The sequence below is a fragment of the Kitasatospora sp. NPDC058406 genome, from assembly GCF_042722765.1.
Taxonomy (GTDB): domain Bacteria; phylum Actinomycetota; class Actinomycetes; order Streptomycetales; family Streptomycetaceae; genus Kitasatospora.
Map to the genome: position 1 here is coordinate 46,836 of NZ_JBHXKE010000014.1, position 18,377 is coordinate 65,212.

Genomic DNA, 18,377 nt, shown 5'->3' on the forward strand with positions numbered 1-18,377 from the left:
TGCACGGACTCTCCCTACTGAAAGTAGGACGTGCTCTGGTAGCACCACTGACGCCTGACGAGAGATCATCTCCCTCGCGACAGGAAGAACACTACCAGCCCGGAACGGCCGTCCGAACCACGGGAGAACCCCGGACGGCCTCCCGGAGCACCCGGGGGGTCGGTCAGGCGGTGAGACCGAACCGGCGGCCGGGACGCCGGTCACGGAGCCGCGGACGCCGGCGGGGGTGCGGACGCCGCAGGGCCGCGAGGACGGCGAAGGCGAGGGCTGCGGCGGTGAAGAGGAGGAGGTGGCCGGCCTCCGGGGCGGGGCCGGCCCACCCGAGGGTGCCCCGGCGGTGTTCGACGAACCCGTTGTGGAAGAGCCAGGCGGCCAGGCCGACCAACGGGGCGGCGGACGGGCGCGAGCAGCGGCCGACGGCGGCACACAGCACCGCGTAGCCGGCGAGCGCGACCCAGGTGGCGCGGAGCTCGCCGAGCACGGCGAGGAGCGGGACGAGTGCGGCGGAGGCGGTCAGGGCGACCGCGCCGGACATCGCGGGCCGGAGGCGGGTGCTCATGCCGTCACCGGCATCCGGACGCGGTGGTGGCGCCGGAGCGCCTCCAGCTCGCGCTGGAGCGGCGGCTTCGGGACCGCCAGCACCGGGCAGGCCGCGTGCCGGACGCAGTAGGCGGTGACCGACGGGCGCAGCGCGCGGGCGAGCGCGCCCCGGCTGCCGGCGCCGAGGACGAGCAGGTCGCCGGGCCGGTCGGCGCAGCGGACCAGAGCCTGCCCGGTCTCGCCCCGGACGGCCACGCCGCGCAGCCGGACGCCCGCCGGGGTGCCGCCGAAGGCCTGGTCGAGGGCCTCGCGCAGACGGGCCGCGGCGGCGTCGCGGCAGGCGGTGAGCAGCGGCGGGCACGGGGAGCGGCGGTAGCCGAACTCGCCGCCGAAAGGGGTCCAGCAGTGCACCGCGAGGACCTCGGCGTCGAGGCGGCGGGCCTCGGCGACGGCTCGGTGCAGGGCGGCGAGGCTGCCGAGCGAGCCGCTGAGTCCGACCACGATCCGGCCCCGGCCGCCGTCGCCCTGCCCGCCGTGCTGCTCGTCGCTCTCCTGCCCGTTCCACGGGTCGATCGGGAGGTCGATCGGCTCGTCCGCGTGGGTGCCGGCGCCGCTGTCCGCCATGGCCCTGTCCGTCCTTCCGGCTGGCTGTCCACTGGTGTGGTGCTCAGCTCCAGCCAATCCCCGGCGGAGGGGGAAGGGCCGTTCGTTGACGGAGCCCTGACGCGCGGGGCGCCGGTTCGTACGGGTTCCTGACGCGGGCGGCGGCGGCGCGGGCCCGGGAACGGGTCAGGCGCCGGGCCCGTCCGCCTCCCACAGGTCGGCGAACATCTTGTCCAGGTGCTCCTCGCCGATCGGCGGCACCGGCAGCGGGTGGGTGGCCCGGGTGCGGAAACCGTCGAGCAGCAGGGCGAGGTAGCGGCGCCAGAGGTCGGGACGGAGGTCGGTGGCGGCGGGCAGCGCGCGGCAGAGCGGGCCGAGCATGAAGAGCAGGTCCATGGTGACGACGTCGGTCCGCATGGTGCCCTGCTGCTGTGCGCGGGCGACCAGCACGCCGACCGTCTCGGCGTTGCGCCGACTGATCTCGATCATCCCGGGGACGGTGGGGATGGCCTGGGTGACCAGGTCGTTGATGCCCCGGTCGGCGGCGACCAGTTCGAAGATCCGCTCGAAGTAGCGCTCGACGGCGCCCCAGGCGTCCTCGTCGGCCAGCGCCTGCGCACCGGCGTCGCCGAGCAGCGTCGCGGCGTCCGCGAACACCTCGGCGACGAGGGCCTCCCGGGTCGGGAAGTGCCGGTACAGCGTGGCGTTGCCGACGCCCGCCTCCTTGGCGATCTGGTCGAGCGGCACGTCCAGCCCGTGCCGGGCGAACAGGTCGCGGGCGGTGGTCAGCAGCAGATCGCGGTTGCGCTGCGCGTCGCGCCGCAACCGCACCGGGGGGTTCGCGCCGCCTGCGCCGCTCGCTGCCATCCCCCGACCCTAGCAACCTGGGCGTTTTCCGCCGGAAACGCCGCCCGCCACCCGGCCGGCCGGAACCCCGGCGACGGACCCGGGCGACAGACCGCCGTGACGGACCCCGGCGACGGGCCGCGCCGGTACGGCGGCGGCGTACGGGGGGCGTCCGGTGGAAGAACAGGTGGCGGTCGGAGCGGGCGGGGACCGAGGGTGACCTGCGGGGGCCCCGCCCCTCCGGCCGGCCGGGGCCGGCGCCGTCCTTCCGGGAGCCCACGGGCCTGCGGAGGATCCTGGAGAAAGGTCCGACTCGTCGACCTCACAAGGGAGTTGCCCGCATGATCCGCCTCGCCTACCGGACGCTCTCGGCCTTGGCGCTGAGCTCCGCCCTGGTCCTCGCGGCCACCCCGTCAGCCCTCGCCGACCCGCCCCAGCCGATCCCCGTGCCCCCGCCCGCCGCCACCGACATCGTCGGCGTCGGCGCCCAGGTCACGGAGTCGCTCTTCAACCAGCTCTCCACCGACTACAACGCCTCCCTCACCGCCGCCGGCAACACCACCTCGCCCCGCCTCTACAGCTGGGACTCGGTCGGGGCGAACCTCATCACCCCCAAGGCGGGATCGTCCCCGCTGGTCCGCCCGATGTTCTCCAGTGCGGGCATCACGGCGGTGAACGCCACCACGAGCAGCACCGTCGACTTCGCCCGCAGCACCCGCGGCCCGAGCGTCAACGACCCGGCGTCCACCCTCTTCGTCAACCTGGCGAAGGACGCCGTGAGCTGGGCCGCGCCGACCGGCGGCCACGCCCCGAACAGTCTGACCGCCGCCCAGCTGCGCGGCATCTACGAGTGCCACACCACCAACTGGCGGCAGATCGACTCGGCGCTGCCCGACGCCCCCATCAAGCCGGCACTGCCCATCTACAACTACGAGCACATCACGGACGCCGCGTCGATGTTCCTGGCCGGGATCCAGCAGACCAGCGGGCCGAGCTACGTGAGGATCGGGGACTGCGTCACCCTCATCCGGGAGGAGAACAGCGGCACGGGCGCCTTCCTGCACGACCCGGACGTAGTCGTCCCGTACTCCGTCGGCCGCTACATCGGCCAGACCTACGGCGGCCACGCCACCCCGACCGACAACCCGGGCGCGCTCGTCCCGCGCGCGATCGGCGGTGTCCCGGTGGTGAACCCGTCCAGCCACACCCTCCACGCCACGTTCGCCGCCTCGTACTTCGCCTACCGGCTCCGGGTCGCCCTCCGGGAGGCGGAGTGGAACGCCGGTGACGCGCACGCCCGGGCGCTCCGCGAGATCTTCTCGCCGAACGGCTGGATCTGCTGGTCCGGCGCGTCGAGGATCCGCAGTCACGGCTTCCTCGCGCTTCCCCCCGGGGCCTGCGGCTCGACGGAGCACAGCTGACGGCCGGGGCCGCCCGGCCCCGCCGCGCACACCACCCGACGGCAGCCCCGGGCGGCGTACGGGGGGCGTCCGGTGGAAGAACAGGTGGCGGTCGGAGCGGGCGGGGACCGGGGGTGACCTGCGGGGACGTCCACCCCCCCAGAAGCCTGGGATCTTCCGGGCCACGGACCGGCACACCGATGATCCCGGTGGCCCGACCGCCCGCCCCCGAAAGGGAGTTCACCTCGTGCACCGTCTCACCGCCCGGGTCGCCCCGGCCCTCGCACTGGCCGCCGCGCTCGCCCTCGCCTCCGCCGCCCCGGCGCTCGCCGACCCGCCCCAGCCGATCCCCGTGCCCCCGCCCGCCGCCACCGACATCGTCGGCGTCGGCGCCCAGGTCACGGAGTCGCTCTTCAACCAGTTCTCCACCGACTACAACGCCTCCCTCACCGCCGCCGGCAACACCACCTCGCCCCGCCTCTACAGCTGGGACTCCACCGGGACGACCCTCATCACCCCCAAGTCGGGATCGTCCTCGCTGGTCCGCCCCGACCGGTCCAACGCGGGAATCATCGCGCTGGCCTCCACCACCAGCGGCACGCTGGACTTCGCCCGCAGCACCCGGGGCCCGAAGGTCGACGACAGCGTGAACACGCTGTTCGTCGCCATGGCCAAGGACGCCGTCAGCTGGGCCGCCCCGGCCGGCGGCCACGCCCCGGCCAACCTCACCACCGCGCAGCTGCGCGCCATCTACACCTGCACCCTCACCAACTGGCGGCAGATCGACCCGGCGCTGCCCGACGCCACCATCCGCCCGATGCTGGCCGGCCACCTCCTGGTGACCCGGTCGGGGGTGGACGGCGCCTCCATGGACTCCTCCGGGTTCTTCCTGCAGGCCCTCGACTACTACTCCGCGATCGTGGGGGACCCCTGGACGGACCACTCGTGCGTCGGTGTCGTCGAACGGGAGAACCAGGGCACCGACGCGGTCCTGCACGACCCGGACGTGATCGTCCCGTACTCCGTCGGCCGCTACGTCGGCCAGGTCTACGGCGGCTACTCCACCCCGACCGACAACCCGGGGGTGCTCGTGCCACGCTCGGTCAACAACGTCCAACCGGTCAACCCCACGACCCACACCATCAGCGCGCCCTACTCGGCTTCGGCGTACGGGCGAGTCCTCTACAACACCGTCCGCCAGTCCGAGTGGAACGCCTTGGACGCGCACGGTGTCGCGCTGCGCGCCATCTTCGGCCCGTCCGGCTGGATCTGCCGGAGCGGCACCGCCGCCGCCGACATCCGCCTGCACGGCTTCCTCCCGCTACCGGGCCCCGCATGCGGCTCGCACACACACAACTGACCGACCGCGGGCCCCGGACGCGTACTGCGTCCGGGGCCCGCGGCGGTTCTCCGGGCGCGTCCCGGGCCGGCCGCGCCGTCAGCGCCGGGCGCCGGGCCGGAGCCAGACCACCCAGGTGAGCGCCGCGCAGAAGAGGTAGGCGGCGAGGAAGGCCAGGTAGGCGGCGTCGCCGTTGCGGCTGGAGAGGAAGGACTGGCGGAAGGCCAGGTTGACGAGCACCCCGCCGAAGGCACCGATCGCACCGGCCAGGCCGATCAGGGCGGCGGTGCGGCGCCGGCCCGCGGCCTCCGTGGCGACCGGATCGGCACCGGCGGCGACGGCGGCGCGGGAGCGGCCCTCGTAGTGGGCCGGAATCATCTTGTACGTCGAGCCGTTGCCGATGCCGCTCAGCACGAAGAGCGCGATGAACCCCGCGAGGAAGAGCGGCAGCGAGCCCGCCCGGGAGGCGGACAGCACCACGGCGGTGCCGGCGCCCATGGCGACGAACGTGACCAGGGTGACCACGGCGCCGCCCCAGCGGTCGGCGAGCCGGCCACCGACCGGGCGCAGCAGGGAGCCGAGCAGCGGGCCGAGGAAGGTGAGCGCGGCGGCCTTGACCGGGGTGTCGAAGCGGTCGTGGAACTGCACCTGGAGGACCTGCCCGAAGGCGAAGCCGAAGCCGATGAACGAGCCGAAGGTGCCGATGTAGAGGGTCGAGACGGCCCAGCCGTACGGGTCTCGCGCGACTTCGCGCAACGAGCGGTCGGCGGAGCGCGGGGTGGCGGGCAGGTTGTCCATCCGCCGCCAGGCGCCGACGGCGGCGAGGACGATCAGCGGGAGGTAGAGCAGCGGCAGCAGGCGGGGGTGGCCGGCGCCGGCGGTCGCGAGGACGAGCAGGCCGAGGAGCTGGACGGCGGGGACGCCGAGGTTTCCGCCGCCGGCGTTGACGCCGAGCGCCCAGCCCTTGAGGCGGTGCGGGTAGAAGGCGTTGATGTTGGCCATCGAGGAGGCGAAGTTGCCGCCTCCGACGCCGGCGACGCAGGCCACCGCGAGCAGGGTGCCGTAGGAGACGCCGGGGGTGAGGACCAGCGCGGCGAGCACGGTGGGCACGAGCAGCAGCAGGGCGCTGATCACGGTCCAGGTGCGGCCGCCGAAGCGGGCGACGGCGTACGTGTAGGGGAGGCGGAGCGCGGCGCCGAGTGCGGTGGGCAGGGCGGTGAGGGTGAACTTCCCGGCCGGGTCGATGTGGTACTCCGGCCCGAGGAAGAGGACCAGGACCGACCAGAGGCTCCAGACCGAGAAGCCGATGTGCTCGGAGGCCACGGAGTAGACGAGGTTGCGGCGGGCCGTCCGGGCGCCGGTGCGCTCCCAGAACTCGGTGTCCTCCGGGTCCCAGTGGGTGAGGGTGGGGGCACCGGCTCTGCCGGCGCGGGCGGGCGGGGTTTCGACGGCGGTGCTCATGCCTGGTCCTCCCGGATTATGGGGGCGGTGCTCGGGGCGGTCTGCGGAACGGTTGGCGAGTCGGTCTGCGAGTCGGTCTGCGAGTCGGTGCCCCGGGCGGGGCGCGGGGCGGTGTGCGGGGCGGTGTGCTCGGCGGTGGTGCGGACGGGCCAGCGCCGGAGGACGGCGGGGCTGCCGTCGGGGGCGGTGTCCTCGTCGAGGCAGCGGCCGTCGGTGAGGTCGAAGACCTGCTTGTACATCGGCGAGGCGAGGGTGGGCCGGTCGCCGCGGCTGCCGAGCAGGCCGCGGGAGAGGACGTACGCGCCGCTGAACGGGTCGCGGTTGTCGACGGCGTGCAGGGCGCCGGCGCGGTCGAGGAAGAGGGCCACCTGCGCGTCGTTGCCGTCGTCGGCCGCGGCGAGGAGGACGGCGACGCCGCGGCCGGGCTGCAGGTCGTCGAGGGTACAGACGGGCTGCCAGCGGTTGCCGTCGTGGATCTCCACGGTCACTTGGCGAGCACCTCCAGTCGGGGACCGGCCACCAGGACCGGGGTGGGGGCGTAGACGGGGGCGGTGAGGACGTGGCCGTCCTCGTCGGGGCGGGCAGGGCGGATCTGGCCACGTTCGGGGACGAAGGTGACGGCCGGGTCGGGCGTGCCGGGGGCGTTGACGAAGGAGGCGAACCGGCGCAGGCGGTCCGGGTCGGCCAGGGTGGCGGCCCACTCGTCCTGATAGGACCCGACGTGACGGTCCATCAGCTGGTCGAGCTCGGCGGCGATGCCGAGCGAGTCGTCGAGGACGACCGCACGCAGGTGGTCCAGACCTCCCTCCAGCCGCTCCAGCCAGACGGAGGTGCGCTCCAGGCGGTCGGCCGTGCGGATGTAGAACATCAGGTACCGGTCGATGGTGCGGATCAGGGTATCGCGGTCCAGATCGGCGGCGAGCAGGTCGGCATGGCGGGGGGTCATGCCGCCGTTGCCGCCGACGTAGAGGTTCCAGCCGGCGGACGTGGCGATGATGCCGAAGTCCTTGCTCTGGGCCTCGGCGCACTCGCGGGCGCAGCCGGAGACCGCCGACTTGAGCTTGTGCGGGGAGCGCAGTCCGCGGTACCGGAGCTCCAGCTCGATGGCGAGGGCCACGGAGTCCTGGACGCCGTACCGGCACCAGGTCTCTCCGACGCAGGACTTCACGGTGCGCAGCGCCTTGCCGTAGGCGTGCCCGGACTCGAAGCCGGCGTCGACCAGGCGGCGCCAGATGGCGGGGAGTTGGTCGACGCCGGCGCCGAAGAGGTCGATCCGCTGGCCGCCGGTGATCTTGGTGTAGAGGCCGAAGTCGCGGGCCACCTCGCCGATCGCGATCAGACCGTCCGGGGTGATCTCGCCGCCGGGCACGCGCGGAACGACCGAGTAGGAGCCGTTGCGCTGGAGGTTGGCGAGGAAGTGGTCGTTGGAGTCCTGGAGCGCGGCCTGCTCGCCGTCCAGGATGTGGCCGTTGGAGAGGCTGGCGAGGATGGAGGCGACGGTCGGCTTGCAGATGTCGCAGCCCTCGCCGCTGCCGTGGCGGTCGATCAGCCCGGAGAACGTGGTGAGGCCGGTGACCAGCGCGATCTCGTACAACTCGGCGCGGGTCTGCGGGAAGTGCTCGCAGAGACCGGTCTGCGGGGCGGTGCCGGCGGCGGTCAGCTCCTCGGTGACCACGGTGCTCAGCTGCTTGAGGCAGCTGCCGCAGCCGGTGCCGGCCCGGGTGCACTTCTTGACGGCGGCGACGGTCTCGCAGCCCTGGTCGCGGACGGCGGTGCGGACGGCGCCCTGGGTGACGTTGTGGCAGGAGCAGAGCACCGCGTCGTCGGGCAGCGCGATCGGGCCGGCGGCGGCGAACCCCGCGGGCAGGACGAGCTGCTCGGGCGGCGTGGTGAGCGGCTTGCCGGCCGTCGCGAGCGGGCGCAGGACGCCGTAGGACTCGGTGTCACCGACCAGGACCCCGCCGAGCAGGGAGCCGTCCCGGCCGATCACCAGCTTGCGGTACACGCCGAGCCGGCTGTCGCTGTACAGCACGTCGAGGGCGCCGTCGGCGGTGCCGTGCGGGTCGCCGAAGCTGGCCACGTCGACGCCGAGCAGCTTGAGCTTGGTGGAGGTGTCGGCGCCGGTGAAGCCCGCGCCGGGGCGGCCGGCGAGCTCGCGGGCGGCGGTCTCGGCCATCTGGTAGCCCGGGGCGACCAGCCCGTAGACCCGGCCGTCGGCGGCCTGGGCGCACTCGCCGATCGCCAGCACGGCCGGGTCCTCGGTGCGGCAGCGCTCGTCGACGACGACGCCGCCGCGCGGGCCGACCGGGAGGCCGCAGTCGCGGGCGAGCTGGTCACGCGGGCGGACACCCGCGGAGAACACCACCAGGTCGGCGACGAGTTCGCGGCCGTCGGAGAGCGTCAGGGCCCGGACCCGGTCGTCGGGACCGGTGGCGACTCCGCTCGCGCCGGCGGCGGTGTGGACGGTGACGCCGAGGTCCTCGATCTTGCGGCGGAGCAGCTCGCCGCCGCCCTCGTCGACCTGGACGGCCATCAGCCGGGGTGCGAACTCGACCACGTGGGTGGCGAGCCCCATCGCCCGGAGCGCGCCGGCCGCCTCCAGTCCGAGCAGTCCGCCGCCGACCACCACACCGGTCGCGGCGGCCGCGGCGGCGGCCCTGATCTCCTCCACGTCCTCGACGGTGCGGTAGACGTGGCAGCCGTCGGCGTCGTGGCCGGGCACCGGCGGCACGAAGGGGACCGAACCGGTGGCCAGTACCAGGGCGTCGTACCGGAGCAGGTGCCCGGACCGGGTGGTGACGGTGCGGGCGGCCCGGTCGACGGCGGTGACCGGGTCGCCGAGGCGCAGGTCGATGCCGTGCTCGGTGAGGAAGCCGGGCGGGCAGAGACCGAGGTCCTCGACGGTGCGGCCGTCGAACAGTGCGCCGAGGTGGACGCGGTCGTAGGCGGGGCGGGGCTCCTCGGCGAGCACGGTGACCCGCCAGCGGTCGGCGCCCGGCTGCTCGGTCCAGGACTCCAGGAAGCGCTGGCCGACCATGCCGTGGCCGACCAGGACGAGGTCCCGCGGCCGGTCGGGCGTGTGCGACGTCATGGCGTGACTCCTCGGGGTGATGCGGGAAAGGGTGACGGGGGAACCGGCGGGACCGGGGGAACCTGGCAGGGCCGGGGCGGTCGGGACATCGGTCAGGCAGCGGGCGGCGGCCGGGGGTCGGGGTCCGGCGGTCAGGGGTCGGGCCCGGCCGCTCATCCGGGCGCGGGTCCGGAGCCCGCGGTGAGCAGGTGCAGCGGGTGGCCGGTGAGCGGGTCGTCGCGGGCCCAGGCGTCGGCGAGGGCGTCGAGACCGGCCAGATCGCCGAACAGGATGGCCCCGACCAGCCGGTCGCCCCGCAGCACGAGCTTCTTGTAGCTGCCCCGGGTGGCGTCGGTGAGCCGGAGGACGTCGAGCCCCTCGTCGCCCGTCTCGTCGACGGCGCCGAAGGCCGCGTACTCCAGGCCGGCGGCGCTCAGCCGTGCCGACGGGCGGGAGCCGGTGTAGCGGGCGCCCGGGTCGGCGCCGGAGAGCCGCAGGGCGAGGACGTCGGCCTGGTCCCAGGCGGGGATGGCCGATCCCTGGACGGCGCCCCGGTGTTCGGCGCAGTCGCCGATGGCGGACACGTGCGGTGCGCCGGCCGCGAGGCGGTCGTCGACCAGCACTCCGGTGCCCACCGGCAGACCGGCGGCGTGGGCCAGCGCGGTCCGCGGCCGGGTGCCGCAGGCGAGCACCACCAGGTCGCAGTCGAGCCGGTAGCCGTTGGCCAGCTCCACGGCGGCGACCCGGCCGTCGGGGGCGACGACCGTGCGGGCCCGGTTGCCGGGGTAGGTCGCGACACCCAGCCCGTCGAGCCGGGCGCGGAGCGCCGCGCCCGCCTCCGCGTCGAGCTGACGCTCAATCAGATGCGGTCCCTGGTGGACGATCTCGGTCCGGACACCGAGTGCGGCCAGCGCACGGGCGGCGCTCACACCGAGCACACCGCCACCGACGACCACGGCCCGGCGGGCGGTGACGGCGTCCTCGGCGAGCCGGGTGCAGTCGTCCAGGGAACGGAGGGTGTGCACGCCCTCGGTGAGTCCGGCCCCGTCGGCGCGGCGCAGGCCCCGGACGGGCGGCAGCACGGGGTTGGAGCCGGTGGCCAGCACCAGTTCGTCCCAGGGCTCCACCGTCCCGTCGGCGAGGCCGAGCGTCCGGGCGTCCGGGTCGAAGGTCACCGCCTCGCAGCCGGCGCGGAGCCGGGCGGCGCCCAGCGGCAGGGCGATCGCCTCGGCGTCGTACCGTCCGGTGAGCACGTCGGCCAGCAGCACCCGGTTGTAGGGGGTGCGCGGTTCGGCGGCGTAGACGGTGACGGTGCCGGCGCCGCCGAGCGCGGTGTACCGCTCGGCGAAGCGGGCGCCCGCCATGCCGCCCCCGACCACGGCGATCCTTCGCTCCGTACGCATCACGCCACCGCCCATGCCGTGTCGTCCGGCCGGCGCGCCCCGGGCCGCGTCGCCCGTCCCGCCCGTGCCTCCTGCATCGGCCGCGTCTCCTGGTCGGGACGCCCTTCCTGCTCCGGCCGCCCTTCCTGCCCCGGCCGCGGCCGGGCCGCGGGTTCGACCCGCACCGCGCACGTCTTGAACTCCGGCATCCGGGAGACCGGGTCGAGCGCGGGGTTGGTCAGGCTGTTGGCCCGCCCGGCCCCGGGCCAGTGGAACGGCATGAACACGGTGTCCGGCCGGATCGTGTCGGTCACCCGGGCCGGCGCCACCGCCCGGCCCCGCCGGCTGACCACCGCGACCGGATCGCCGTCGGCGATGCCGAGCCGGGCGGCCAGCCGGGGGTGCAGCTCGACGAACGGCCCGGGAGCGGCGGCGTTCAGCTCGGCGACCCGCCGGGTCTGCGCCCCGCTCTGGTACTGGGCGAGCACCCGGCCGGTGGTGAGGTGCAGCGGGTACTCCCCGTCGGGCTCCTCCCCCGCCGGACGGTGGGTCACGGCAGCGAACCGGGCGCGGCCGTCCGGGGTGGCGAACCGGTCCAGGAAGAGCCTCGGCGTGCCCGGGTGCCCGGCGTCGGGGCAGGGCCAGAAGACGCCGTTCTCCGCCGCGATCCGCCGGTAGCTGATGCCCGCGTAGTCCGCGTCCCCGCCCGCCGAGGCACGCCGCAGTTCGTCGAAGACCTGCTCGGCGTCGTCCGGGAAGCCGGCCTCCACGCCCAGCCGGGCGGCGAGTTCGCGCAACAGCCACAGTTCGCTGCGCACCCCCTCGGGCGGGTTCACGGCCCGGCGGCGCAGGATCACCCGGCCCTCCAGGTTGGTGGTGGTGCCGTCCTCCTCGGCCCACTGGGTGACCGGCAGCACGACGTCGGCCAGCCGGGCCGTCTCGGAGAGCACCGGATCGGCGACGACCAGCAGGTCGAGGCCGCGCAGCCGGGAGGTGACGTGGGCGGCGTTCGGCGCGGAGACCACCGGGTTGGAGCCCATCAGCAGCAGCGCCCGCGCCCCGCCCGGCTGCCCGAGGCCGTCCAGCAGCTCGTACGCGGAGCGGCCGGACCTCGGCAGGGCCTCCGGATCGACGCCCCACACCCCGGCGACGTGTGCGCGGTCGGCCGGGTCCTCGATGGAACGGTAGCCGGGGAGCTGGTCCGCCTTCTGGCCGTGCTCCCGGCCGCCCTGCCCGTTGCCCTGGCCGGTCAGGCAGCCGTAACCCGCGTACCGGCGGCCCGCGTTGCCGGTGGCGAGGCAGAGGTCGATCCAGGCGCCGACGGTGTCCGTCCCCTTGCTCTGCTGCTCCGGTCCGCGGGCGGTGAGCACCATGCCGGTCGCGGCGCGCCCGAACAGCCGGGCCGTCCGGCGGAGCAGGTCCACCGGGACGCCCGTGATCCGTTCCACCCGGTCCGGCCAGTGCGCCATGGCGGCCTCCCGGGCCCGGTCGAAGCCGGTGGTCCGGGCGGCGACGAAGTCCTCGTCCACCAGCCCGTCGGCGATCACCAGGTGGAGCAGTCCGAGGGCGAGCGCGAGGTCGCCGCCGGGGCGCGGCTGGAGGTGCAGGTCGGCCAGTTCGGCGGTCCGGGTGCGGCGCGGGTCGACGACGATCAGCGTGCCGCCGTTCTCCCGGATCTCGCGGAAGTAGCGGAGCGCGGGCGGCATCGTCTCGGCCGGATTGCCGCCGACGAGGATCAGGCAGCCGGTGTGCGGGACGTCGGCCAGCGGGAAGGGCAGCCCCCGGTCCAGCCCGAACGCCCGGCGGTGCGCGGCCGCGGCGGAGGACATGCAGAACCGGCCGTTGTAGTCGATGTTGGCCGTCCCCAGCACCACCCGGGCGAACTTGCCCAGCTGGTACGCCTTCTCGTTGGTCAGCCCCCCGCCGCCGAACACCCCGACCGCGTCCGCCCCGTGCCGCTCCCGGACGGCGGCGAGGCCCGTCGCCACCCGGTCGAGGGCCTCCGCCCAGCCCGCCGAGCGCAGCGGCCCGCCCGGCCGGTCGCGCAGCAGCGGTCCGGTCAGCCGGACGCCGACCGCCAGCACGGCGGGCGCGGAGCGGCCCTTGCCGCAGAGCGCACCCCGGTTGACCGGGAAGTCGGCGCGCTCCAGCACCTCGGCGGGCGCCTCCCCCGGGCCGGCGTCCGTGGCACGCAGCCGCATCCCGCACTGGAGCGAGCAGTACGGGCAGTGGGTGTCCGTGGCATCGGCGGCGCCGGCTCCGCCCGCGGCGTCGGCAGCCCCGGCAGCCCCGGCAGCGTCGGCAGCGACGGACACGTCGGACGCGTCGCGAACGGAGGCGGTGGAGTCGGCGGAGGAGGGGGTGGGGGTACGGGTGGAGGCGGAGCCGGCGGGGGTGGCGGGGGTCATGGCAAGAAATGTGACCGCCGGTCGTTTCGCGACAGGGTCCGCCGTGTTGCACGCGCGGTACACGTCCCTCACGCCCGCCGGCACCCGTGGTGCGCCCCAGGACATCCGCCGTAACCGGAGCAGCCCTTTCACTAACGCGCAGGTGACCGGCGGGCAATCGGCCCGTAACGCGCGGACCGCACCCTTTCGGCCATGGCAACAACCACCCTCACCGGATCGCGCCCCACCCCGCGGCCCGGACCCCTCACCGGCTTCACCATCGGGGTGACCGCCGCACGCCGCCGCGACGAGCTGGTGGCACTACTCACCCGGCGTGGTGCCCAGGTGGTGGAGGCACCGGCCCTGCGGATCATGCCGCTCGCCGACGACCTCGCCCTGCGCCAGGCCACCGAACAGTGCCTGGCCGCCCCGCTCGACTACGTCGTCGCCACCACCGGCGTCGGCTGGCGCGGCTGGATGAGCGCCGCCGAGGGCTGGGGCCGGGGCGCCGCCCTCGCCGAGGCCTGCCGACACGCCGTCGTCCTCACGCGCGGCCCCAAGGCCACCGGCGCGGTCCGCGCCAGCGGCCTCGGTGAGGGCTTCTCTCCCGGTTCCGAGGCCACCGACGAACTGCTCACCTGGCTGCTCGCCCGACCGCTGGCCGGCAGCCGGATCGCCGTCCAGGAGCACGGTGTCCGGCTGCACGCCTTCGCGGCGGCGCTGCGCGAACGCGGCGCCGAGGTGATCTCCGTCCCGGTCTACCGCTGGGCACCGCCGGACGACCCCGCACCGATCCGGCGGCTGGTCGAGCAGACCGTCCGCCGCCAGGTCCACGCCCTCGCCTTCACCAGCGCCCCCGCCGTCACCGCCTTCGTCGAGACGGCCGCCGCCGACGGCCTGCGCGAACCGCTGCTGGACGCGCTGCGCGGGGACGTCCTGCCGGTCTGCGTCGGCGCGCTCTGCGCCCGGCCGTTCGCCGAACTGGGCCTGCCCGCCGTGTTCCCCGAGCGCGGACGGCTCGGCTCACTGGTCCGCCTGCTCGCGGAGACCCTCCCGGGCCGGGGCCGCCGCGAGTTCGTCCTGGGCGGAAGGACCCTGACGCTCCAGGGGAACGCCGTCCTGGTTGACGGTGAGAGCCACTGGCTCAGCCCCCGCGGCGCGGCCGTGCTGCGCGCCCTCGCGGAGCGCCCGGGCCACGTCCTCAGCCGCGCGGACCTGCTGCGGACGGCCTGGGCCGACGCGGTCGCCGACGAGCACGCCGTCGAGGCGGCCGTCGGCCGGCTGCGGACGGCGCTCGGACCGCACGCCCGGCTGATCCGTACCGTGCCGAAGCGCGGCTACCGTCTGGCGGCGGACTGATGGCCGCCCGGCTCCACCCCGCCACCGCGCCCGGCCGGTCCGGCAGCGCCGGGGGTTCAGGCTCCGGCTGCGCCGTCTGCGCCGCCGGTCCGTCGGTGGCCGACCCGGCCGAGCAGCGCGCGCCTGCGGACGAACCCCCGGTCCTGCTCGCCGTCGCACACGGCAGCCGGTCCGCCGAAGGGGTCGCCACCGGCCGTGCGCTGCTCGGCCGGGTCCGCGAGCTGCGGCCCGAACTCGACGTCCGCTGCTGCTTCCTGGACCTCGCCCGCCCCTCGCTGCCGGAAGCGCTCGACGCACTGCGCGGACGGCCCGCCGTCCTGGTCCCGCTGCTGCTGGGAGCCGGCTACCACCTGCGCGTCGACCTCCCCGGTGCTCTCGCCGCCGCCGGGCTGGCGCACCTCCCGCTCGCCCCCGCACTCGGCCCCCACCCCCTGCTCGCCGCCGCGCTCGCCGACCGGCTCACCGACAGCGGCCGCCCGGCGGGCGCCGGTCCGGTCGTCCTCGCGGCGGCCGGCTCCTCCGATCCCGCCGCCAACGCGGACACCGCGCAGATGGCCCGGATGCTGGCCGACCGCCTCGCCGACGGCCGGCCCGTCGTCCCCGCCTACCTCTCGGCCGCCCACCCCACCCCCCAGCAGGCGGTGACCGCCCTGCACGCCGCCGGCCACCGGCACGTCGCCGTCGCCACCTACCTGCTCGCCCCGGGCTTCTTCGCCACCCGCGCCGCCGCCACCCCCGCGCGCTGGACCGGTGCGCCCCTCGGCACCCACGACGGCCTCGCCCGCCTCGTCGCCGAACGCTACGACCGGGCACGCGCCGGTCAGGCACTCTCCGACCGGGCGCTCGCCGACCGGTCCGGGAACGACCGGGCCCGTCCCGACCGGGCCCACGCCGCCCGGGTTCACCCCGCCCGGATCCACGCCGACCGGAGCACCATGGCCGGAGCAGGCTGACCACCGGCAGCGGCCGTCAGGCCCGGCGGCGGCGGTGGTACGCGAAGGTGAGGGCCAGGATCAGCGGGCCCCCCGGCACGAACAGCCCGCTGACCACCACGGAAAGCGCTCGCCACCAGCCGTTGGCGAAGCCGACGTCCGAGAAGCCCGCGAGCCCGAAGGTGGTGAGCACCCAGTCGACCGTCAACAGGGTGAAGCCCAACCCCGTCACCTCGGTGCTCGTCATGTGCCCAGTCTCCGCGTCCGCCGACCGTCGCGAATCGTGCGGACGCCCGATCCCTCTCCCCCGCGCGGGGGAGCACCGGCCTGCGCCCGGCGCCTCTCCTCTCCCCTCCTTCCCTTCCGCCTCCTCCCCCTCTCTTCCTCCTCCCCCTCCCTTCCTCCTCTCTTCCTCCCGTCCGCCGGCGAAGCTGTCGGACTGCTCACACCCACCCGCCAATCCCCCTGCGCCCGCCGCCCTCCGCCTAGGGTGATCTTCGTCGGTGCGGGCGGATCGGACGATGGGGTGGACCAGGTGGGAGTTTCACTGACGGCGCGTCAGCTGGTCGAGCTGCTCGTGGACCCCGGGAGCCACCTGGACTGGGACGAGCCGGCGGACACGGAGCCCGCGGACGCCGAGTACCGGGCGAGCCTCGCCCGGGCACGCCGGCGGACCGGACTGGACGAGGCGGTCCTCACCGGCACCGGCCGGATCGGCGGACAGACCGTCGCCCTGATCGCGTCCGAGTTCGGCTTCCTCGGGGGGTCGATCGGGGTCGCCACGGCCGAACGGATCACCCGGGCCGTGGAGCGGGCGACCGCCGAGCGGCTGCCCGTGGTCGCTCTGCCGGTCTCCGGTGGGACGAGGATGCAGGAGGGGTCGGCCGCCTTCCTCTGCATGCTGCGGATCACCGCCGCCGTCCAGGCGCACCGCGCGGCGGGCATCCCGTACCTCACCTATCTGCGCAACCCCACCATGGGCGGGGTGTTCGCCTCCTGGGGCACGCTCGGGCAGCTGGTGTTCGCCGAGCCGGGGGCCCGGCTCGGCTTCCTCGGGCCGCGCGTCTACGAGGAGCTGCGGGGTGTGGAGCTGCCCGCCGACGTGCAGCGCGCCGAGACCCTGGCCGACCGCGGCCTGGTGGACGCGGTGGTGGCGCCGGAGGAGTTGCGCGAGGTGCTGCGGCGCTCGCTCTCCGTGCTGACCCGCGTGGCGCCGGCCGGCGGACCCGGAGAGCCGCTCGGATCCGATGAGCCCGACGGACCCGCCCGACCCGGCGGGTCCGGCGGGTCCGGCGAACGGCCCGACGCCTGGGAGGCCGTCCGGCGGACCCGTCGCCCCGACCGACCGGGCACCCGCGAGCTGCTCCGTCGGACGGCCGAGGAGCTGGTGCTGCTGGACGTACCGGGCGGCCGGGACGGCGCACTGGTGCGCGCGCTCGCCGTCCTGGAAGGGCGGCCGGTGCTGGTGGTCGGGCAGCAGCGGCAGGCCGGCGACCGCGAGCGGCCGTTCACCGCGGCCGACCTGCGCGCCGTCCGCCGGACCGCCGGCCTCGCCGAGCAGCTCGGGATGCCCCTGGTCACGGTGGTCGACACGGCCGGGGCCGAGCTCTCCGCCCAGGCCGAACTGGACGGCATCGCGGTGGAGATCGCGCACTGCCTGACCACTCTGCTCTCGCTGCGCACGCCGGTGCTGTCGGTGCTGCTCGGCCAGGGCTCGGGCGGCGGCGCGCTGGCCCTGCTGCCGGCCGACCGGGTACTCGCCGCCGGGAACGCCTGGCTGGCGCCGCTCCCGCCGGAGGGCGCGTCGGCGATCGTCCACCGGGACGGCGCGCACGCCGCCGAACTGGCCCGGGCCCAGGGCATCGGCGCGTACGACCTGGCCGCGGTGGGTCTGGTGGACGTGGTCGTGCCGGAGCTTCCGGACGCCGCCGAGGAGCCGGCGGCGTTCTGCGAGCGGCTCGGACGGGCCGTCGGCGTCGCGCTCGGCGAGCTGTCACGGCTGTCGGCGGCGGAGCGGTCGGCCGCCCGCGCCCTGCGGCACCGGCGGCTGGGGGACGCGATCGCCCCGTGAGACCGGTTTCCGGCGCCGTGCCTGCGCATCCGGTACCCGCGCCTGTGGCGCCGCTCTCAGATCGTCTGTACCCGTGGTGGCGGCGGCGCACCGGTCGGTGACGGCGCCGGGAGCCGGTCCGGTGAGTGCGCTCACAGGGATTCGACGGCCACGACGGTCGATAGTGCCCGCGCCGTCCGGCGACGACTGCTCTGAGCGGCCCCGCCCGGTCCGGACATCGGTGCAGCTCAGCGGGCATTGCGGCGCGTCGTCACCGCGCCGCCTTCGATTCGCGGCACCGCCCGCCGCTACGACGGTGCGTCGTATCCGGGGGGTCTTGGCGGGCGCCCTCCGCGTCTGGCAACAATGGCTCAGTCGTCAGCCGCACCCGGTACCTGTCCCACCGGGAGCGGCTTTCCGCAGACTTTTCGCCGGGCACGCCCCGCGACCGTTTCGGCCCCTGTCCGGCCGCGGTCGGGGCGGGACGTGCACCGGCCCAACCTGATTGAGGTCTTGTTCTTCATGCCCGCTTTCAAGCTTCGTATGCGCACTTCTGCCGCTCTTCTTGCCGGTGCCGCCGGTCTGACCGCCCTGGGCGCCGGCCTGGTGCCCGCCACCGCCTCGGCCGCGACCGCGTCCCCGCAGGCCATCGCCGCCCAGATCGTGCCGGCCGGCCAGCTCGCCGCGTTCAAGCAGATCATCTCCCACGAGTCCAGCTGGAACGTGACCGCGACCAACCCCAGCTCGGGCGCGTACGGCCTGGCGCAGGCGCTGCCGGGTTCGAAGATGGCGACGCACGGCTCCGACTGGAAGACCAACCCCACCACCCAGATCAAGTGGGCGCTGGACTACATGAACACCCGCTACGGCAGCCCGAACGCCGCCTGGTCGTTCTGGCAGACCCACCACTGGTACTAAACCGACCCCACCCGTCTCCACCGACGGCATCCGGACCGCCTGTCCCCCCTCACCCCGGGGTCGGACAGGGATCACCGGGGTGACCGAAGG

General features: G+C 75.3%; 15 protein-coding genes. 6 read left to right on the forward strand and 9 right to left on the reverse strand.

Annotation, left to right across the window (positions count from 1 at the left end; genetic code table 11):
- Positions 1 to 163: 163 nt before the first annotated feature.
- From ACFWOG_RS05160 to ACFWOG_RS05170, 3 genes are all read right to left on the reverse strand, one after another.
- The gene (locus tag ACFWOG_RS05160) at positions 164 to 559 is read right to left on the reverse strand and encodes a DUF4118 domain-containing protein (protein ID WP_329947381.1); all 396 of its coding nucleotides are present in this window, start codon (positions 557 to 559) and stop codon (positions 164 to 166) included.
- Positions 556 to 1,164, reverse strand: coding sequence for a universal stress protein (locus tag ACFWOG_RS05165; RefSeq protein WP_380354964.1), 609 nt, complete (start codon positions 1,162 to 1,164; stop codon positions 556 to 558). The genes ACFWOG_RS05160 and ACFWOG_RS05165 overlap by 4 nt, the downstream gene beginning before the upstream one ends.
- A gap of 165 nt (positions 1,165 to 1,329) precedes the next feature.
- Positions 1,330 to 2,010 (reverse strand): helix-turn-helix domain-containing protein, encoded by a 681-nt coding sequence (locus tag ACFWOG_RS05170; RefSeq protein WP_329947379.1) that lies wholly within the window; start codon positions 2,008 to 2,010, stop codon positions 1,330 to 1,332.
- A 320-nt stretch (positions 2,011 to 2,330) separates the two neighbouring features.
- On the opposite strand from ACFWOG_RS05170, the gene ACFWOG_RS05175 reads away from it, so the two are divergent.
- Positions 2,331 to 3,410, forward strand: a complete 1,080-nt coding sequence (locus ACFWOG_RS05175) for a hypothetical protein (RefSeq protein WP_380354966.1) — start codon at positions 2,331 to 2,333, stop codon at positions 3,408 to 3,410.
- Positions 3,411 to 3,636: 226 nt separating this feature from the next.
- Positions 3,637 to 4,749 carry a hypothetical protein gene (locus ACFWOG_RS05180; RefSeq protein WP_380354968.1) on the forward strand — a complete coding sequence of 371 codons (1,113 nt, stop codon included), beginning with the start codon at positions 3,637 to 3,639 and terminating at the stop codon, positions 4,747 to 4,749.
- Between the two features lie 78 nt (positions 4,750 to 4,827).
- On the opposite strand, the gene ACFWOG_RS05185 is transcribed toward ACFWOG_RS05180, so the two are convergent.
- The 5 genes from ACFWOG_RS05185 to ACFWOG_RS05205 form a co-directional block, all read right to left on the reverse strand.
- Positions 4,828 to 6,189 carry a nitrate/nitrite transporter gene (locus ACFWOG_RS05185; protein ID WP_329877806.1) on the reverse strand — a complete coding sequence of 454 codons (1,362 nt, stop codon included), beginning with the start codon at positions 6,187 to 6,189 and terminating at the stop codon, positions 4,828 to 4,830.
- Positions 6,186 to 6,677 (reverse strand): nitrite reductase (NAD(P)H) small subunit, encoded by a 492-nt coding sequence (locus ACFWOG_RS05190; RefSeq protein WP_380354972.1) that lies wholly within the window; start codon positions 6,675 to 6,677, stop codon positions 6,186 to 6,188. Before ACFWOG_RS05190 ends, ACFWOG_RS05185 begins: the two co-directional genes overlap by 4 nt.
- Positions 6,674 to 9,280 carry a nitrite reductase large subunit NirB gene (nirB, locus tag ACFWOG_RS05195; RefSeq protein WP_380354975.1) on the reverse strand — a complete coding sequence of 869 codons (2,607 nt, stop codon included), beginning with the start codon at positions 9,278 to 9,280 and terminating at the stop codon, positions 6,674 to 6,676. The genes ACFWOG_RS05190 and nirB overlap by 4 nt, the downstream gene beginning before the upstream one ends.
- A 152-nt stretch (positions 9,281 to 9,432) precedes the next feature.
- Complete coding sequence (locus ACFWOG_RS05200) at positions 9,433 to 10,662, reverse strand: NAD(P)/FAD-dependent oxidoreductase (RefSeq protein ID WP_380354977.1); 1,230 nt, start codon at positions 10,660 to 10,662, stop codon at positions 9,433 to 9,435.
- The gene (locus ACFWOG_RS05205; protein ID WP_380354993.1) at positions 10,662 to 12,842 is read right to left on the reverse strand and encodes a molybdopterin oxidoreductase family protein; all 2,181 of its coding nucleotides are present in this window, start codon (positions 12,840 to 12,842) and stop codon (positions 10,662 to 10,664) included. The genes ACFWOG_RS05200 and ACFWOG_RS05205 overlap by 1 nt, the downstream gene beginning before the upstream one ends.
- A 399-nt stretch (positions 12,843 to 13,241) precedes the next feature.
- Between ACFWOG_RS05205 and ACFWOG_RS05210 the strand changes: the two genes are divergently transcribed.
- Positions 13,242 to 14,387 carry a uroporphyrinogen-III synthase gene (locus ACFWOG_RS05210; RefSeq protein WP_380354980.1) on the forward strand — a complete coding sequence of 382 codons (1,146 nt, stop codon included), beginning with the start codon at positions 13,242 to 13,244 and terminating at the stop codon, positions 14,385 to 14,387.
- On the forward strand, positions 14,387 to 15,340 hold the full coding sequence (locus tag ACFWOG_RS05215; RefSeq protein WP_380354983.1) for a sirohydrochlorin chelatase: 954 nt from the start codon (positions 14,387 to 14,389) through the stop codon (positions 15,338 to 15,340). Before ACFWOG_RS05210 ends, ACFWOG_RS05215 begins: the two co-directional genes overlap by 1 nt.
- Before the next feature lie 16 nt (positions 15,341 to 15,356).
- On the opposite strand, the gene ACFWOG_RS05220 is transcribed toward ACFWOG_RS05215, so the two are convergent.
- Positions 15,357 to 15,566 carry a hypothetical protein gene (locus ACFWOG_RS05220; RefSeq protein WP_380354986.1) on the reverse strand — a complete coding sequence of 70 codons (210 nt, stop codon included), beginning with the start codon at positions 15,564 to 15,566 and terminating at the stop codon, positions 15,357 to 15,359.
- A 288-nt stretch (positions 15,567 to 15,854) separates the two neighbouring features.
- Here ACFWOG_RS05220 and ACFWOG_RS05225 point away from each other — a divergent pair, with 288 nt between their 5' ends.
- Both ACFWOG_RS05225 and ACFWOG_RS05230 read left to right on the forward strand, forming a co-directional pair.
- Entirely contained in the window at positions 15,855 to 17,390 is a 1,536-nt protein-coding gene (locus ACFWOG_RS05225; protein WP_380354989.1) for a carboxyl transferase domain-containing protein, read from the forward strand.
- 522 nt (positions 17,391 to 17,912) lie between these two features.
- Complete coding sequence (locus tag ACFWOG_RS05230) at positions 17,913 to 18,287, forward strand: transglycosylase SLT domain-containing protein (protein WP_329950109.1); 375 nt, start codon at positions 17,913 to 17,915, stop codon at positions 18,285 to 18,287.
- The last annotated feature ends 90 nt before the right edge of the window (positions 18,288 to 18,377 follow it).

Coding starts and splice junctions, on each gene's coding strand:
- ACFWOG_RS05160 (WP_329947381.1), bottom strand. CDS start 559: ATGAGCACCCGCCTCCGGCCCGCGATGTCCGGCGCGGTCGCCCTGACC.
- ACFWOG_RS05165 (WP_380354964.1), bottom strand. CDS start 1,164: ATGGCGGACAGCGGCGCCGGCACCCACGCGGACGAGCCGATCGACCTC.
- ACFWOG_RS05170 (WP_329947379.1), bottom strand. CDS start 2,010: ATGGCAGCGAGCGGCGCAGGCGGCGCGAACCCCCCGGTGCGGTTGCGG.
- ACFWOG_RS05175 (WP_380354966.1), top strand. CDS start 2,331: ATGATCCGCCTCGCCTACCGGACGCTCTCGGCCTTGGCGCTGAGCTCC.
- ACFWOG_RS05185 (WP_329877806.1), bottom strand. CDS start 6,189: ATGAGCACCGCCGTCGAAACCCCGCCCGCCCGCGCCGGCAGAGCCGGT.
- nirB (WP_380354975.1), bottom strand. CDS start 9,280: ATGACGTCGCACACGCCCGACCGGCCGCGGGACCTCGTCCTGGTCGGC.
- ACFWOG_RS05200 (WP_380354977.1), bottom strand. CDS start 10,662: ATGCGTACGGAGCGAAGGATCGCCGTGGTCGGGGGCGGCATGGCGGGC.
- ACFWOG_RS05205 (WP_380354993.1), bottom strand. CDS start 12,842: ATGCGGCTGCGTGCCACGGACGCCGGCCCGGGGGAGGCGCCCGCCGAG.
- ACFWOG_RS05210 (WP_380354980.1), top strand. CDS start 13,242: ATGGCAACAACCACCCTCACCGGATCGCGCCCCACCCCGCGGCCCGGA.
- ACFWOG_RS05215 (WP_380354983.1), top strand. CDS start 14,387: ATGGCCGCCCGGCTCCACCCCGCCACCGCGCCCGGCCGGTCCGGCAGC.
- ACFWOG_RS05220 (WP_380354986.1), bottom strand. CDS start 15,566: ATGACGAGCACCGAGGTGACGGGGTTGGGCTTCACCCTGTTGACGGTC.
- ACFWOG_RS05230 (WP_329950109.1), top strand. CDS start 17,913: ATGCGCACTTCTGCCGCTCTTCTTGCCGGTGCCGCCGGTCTGACCGCC.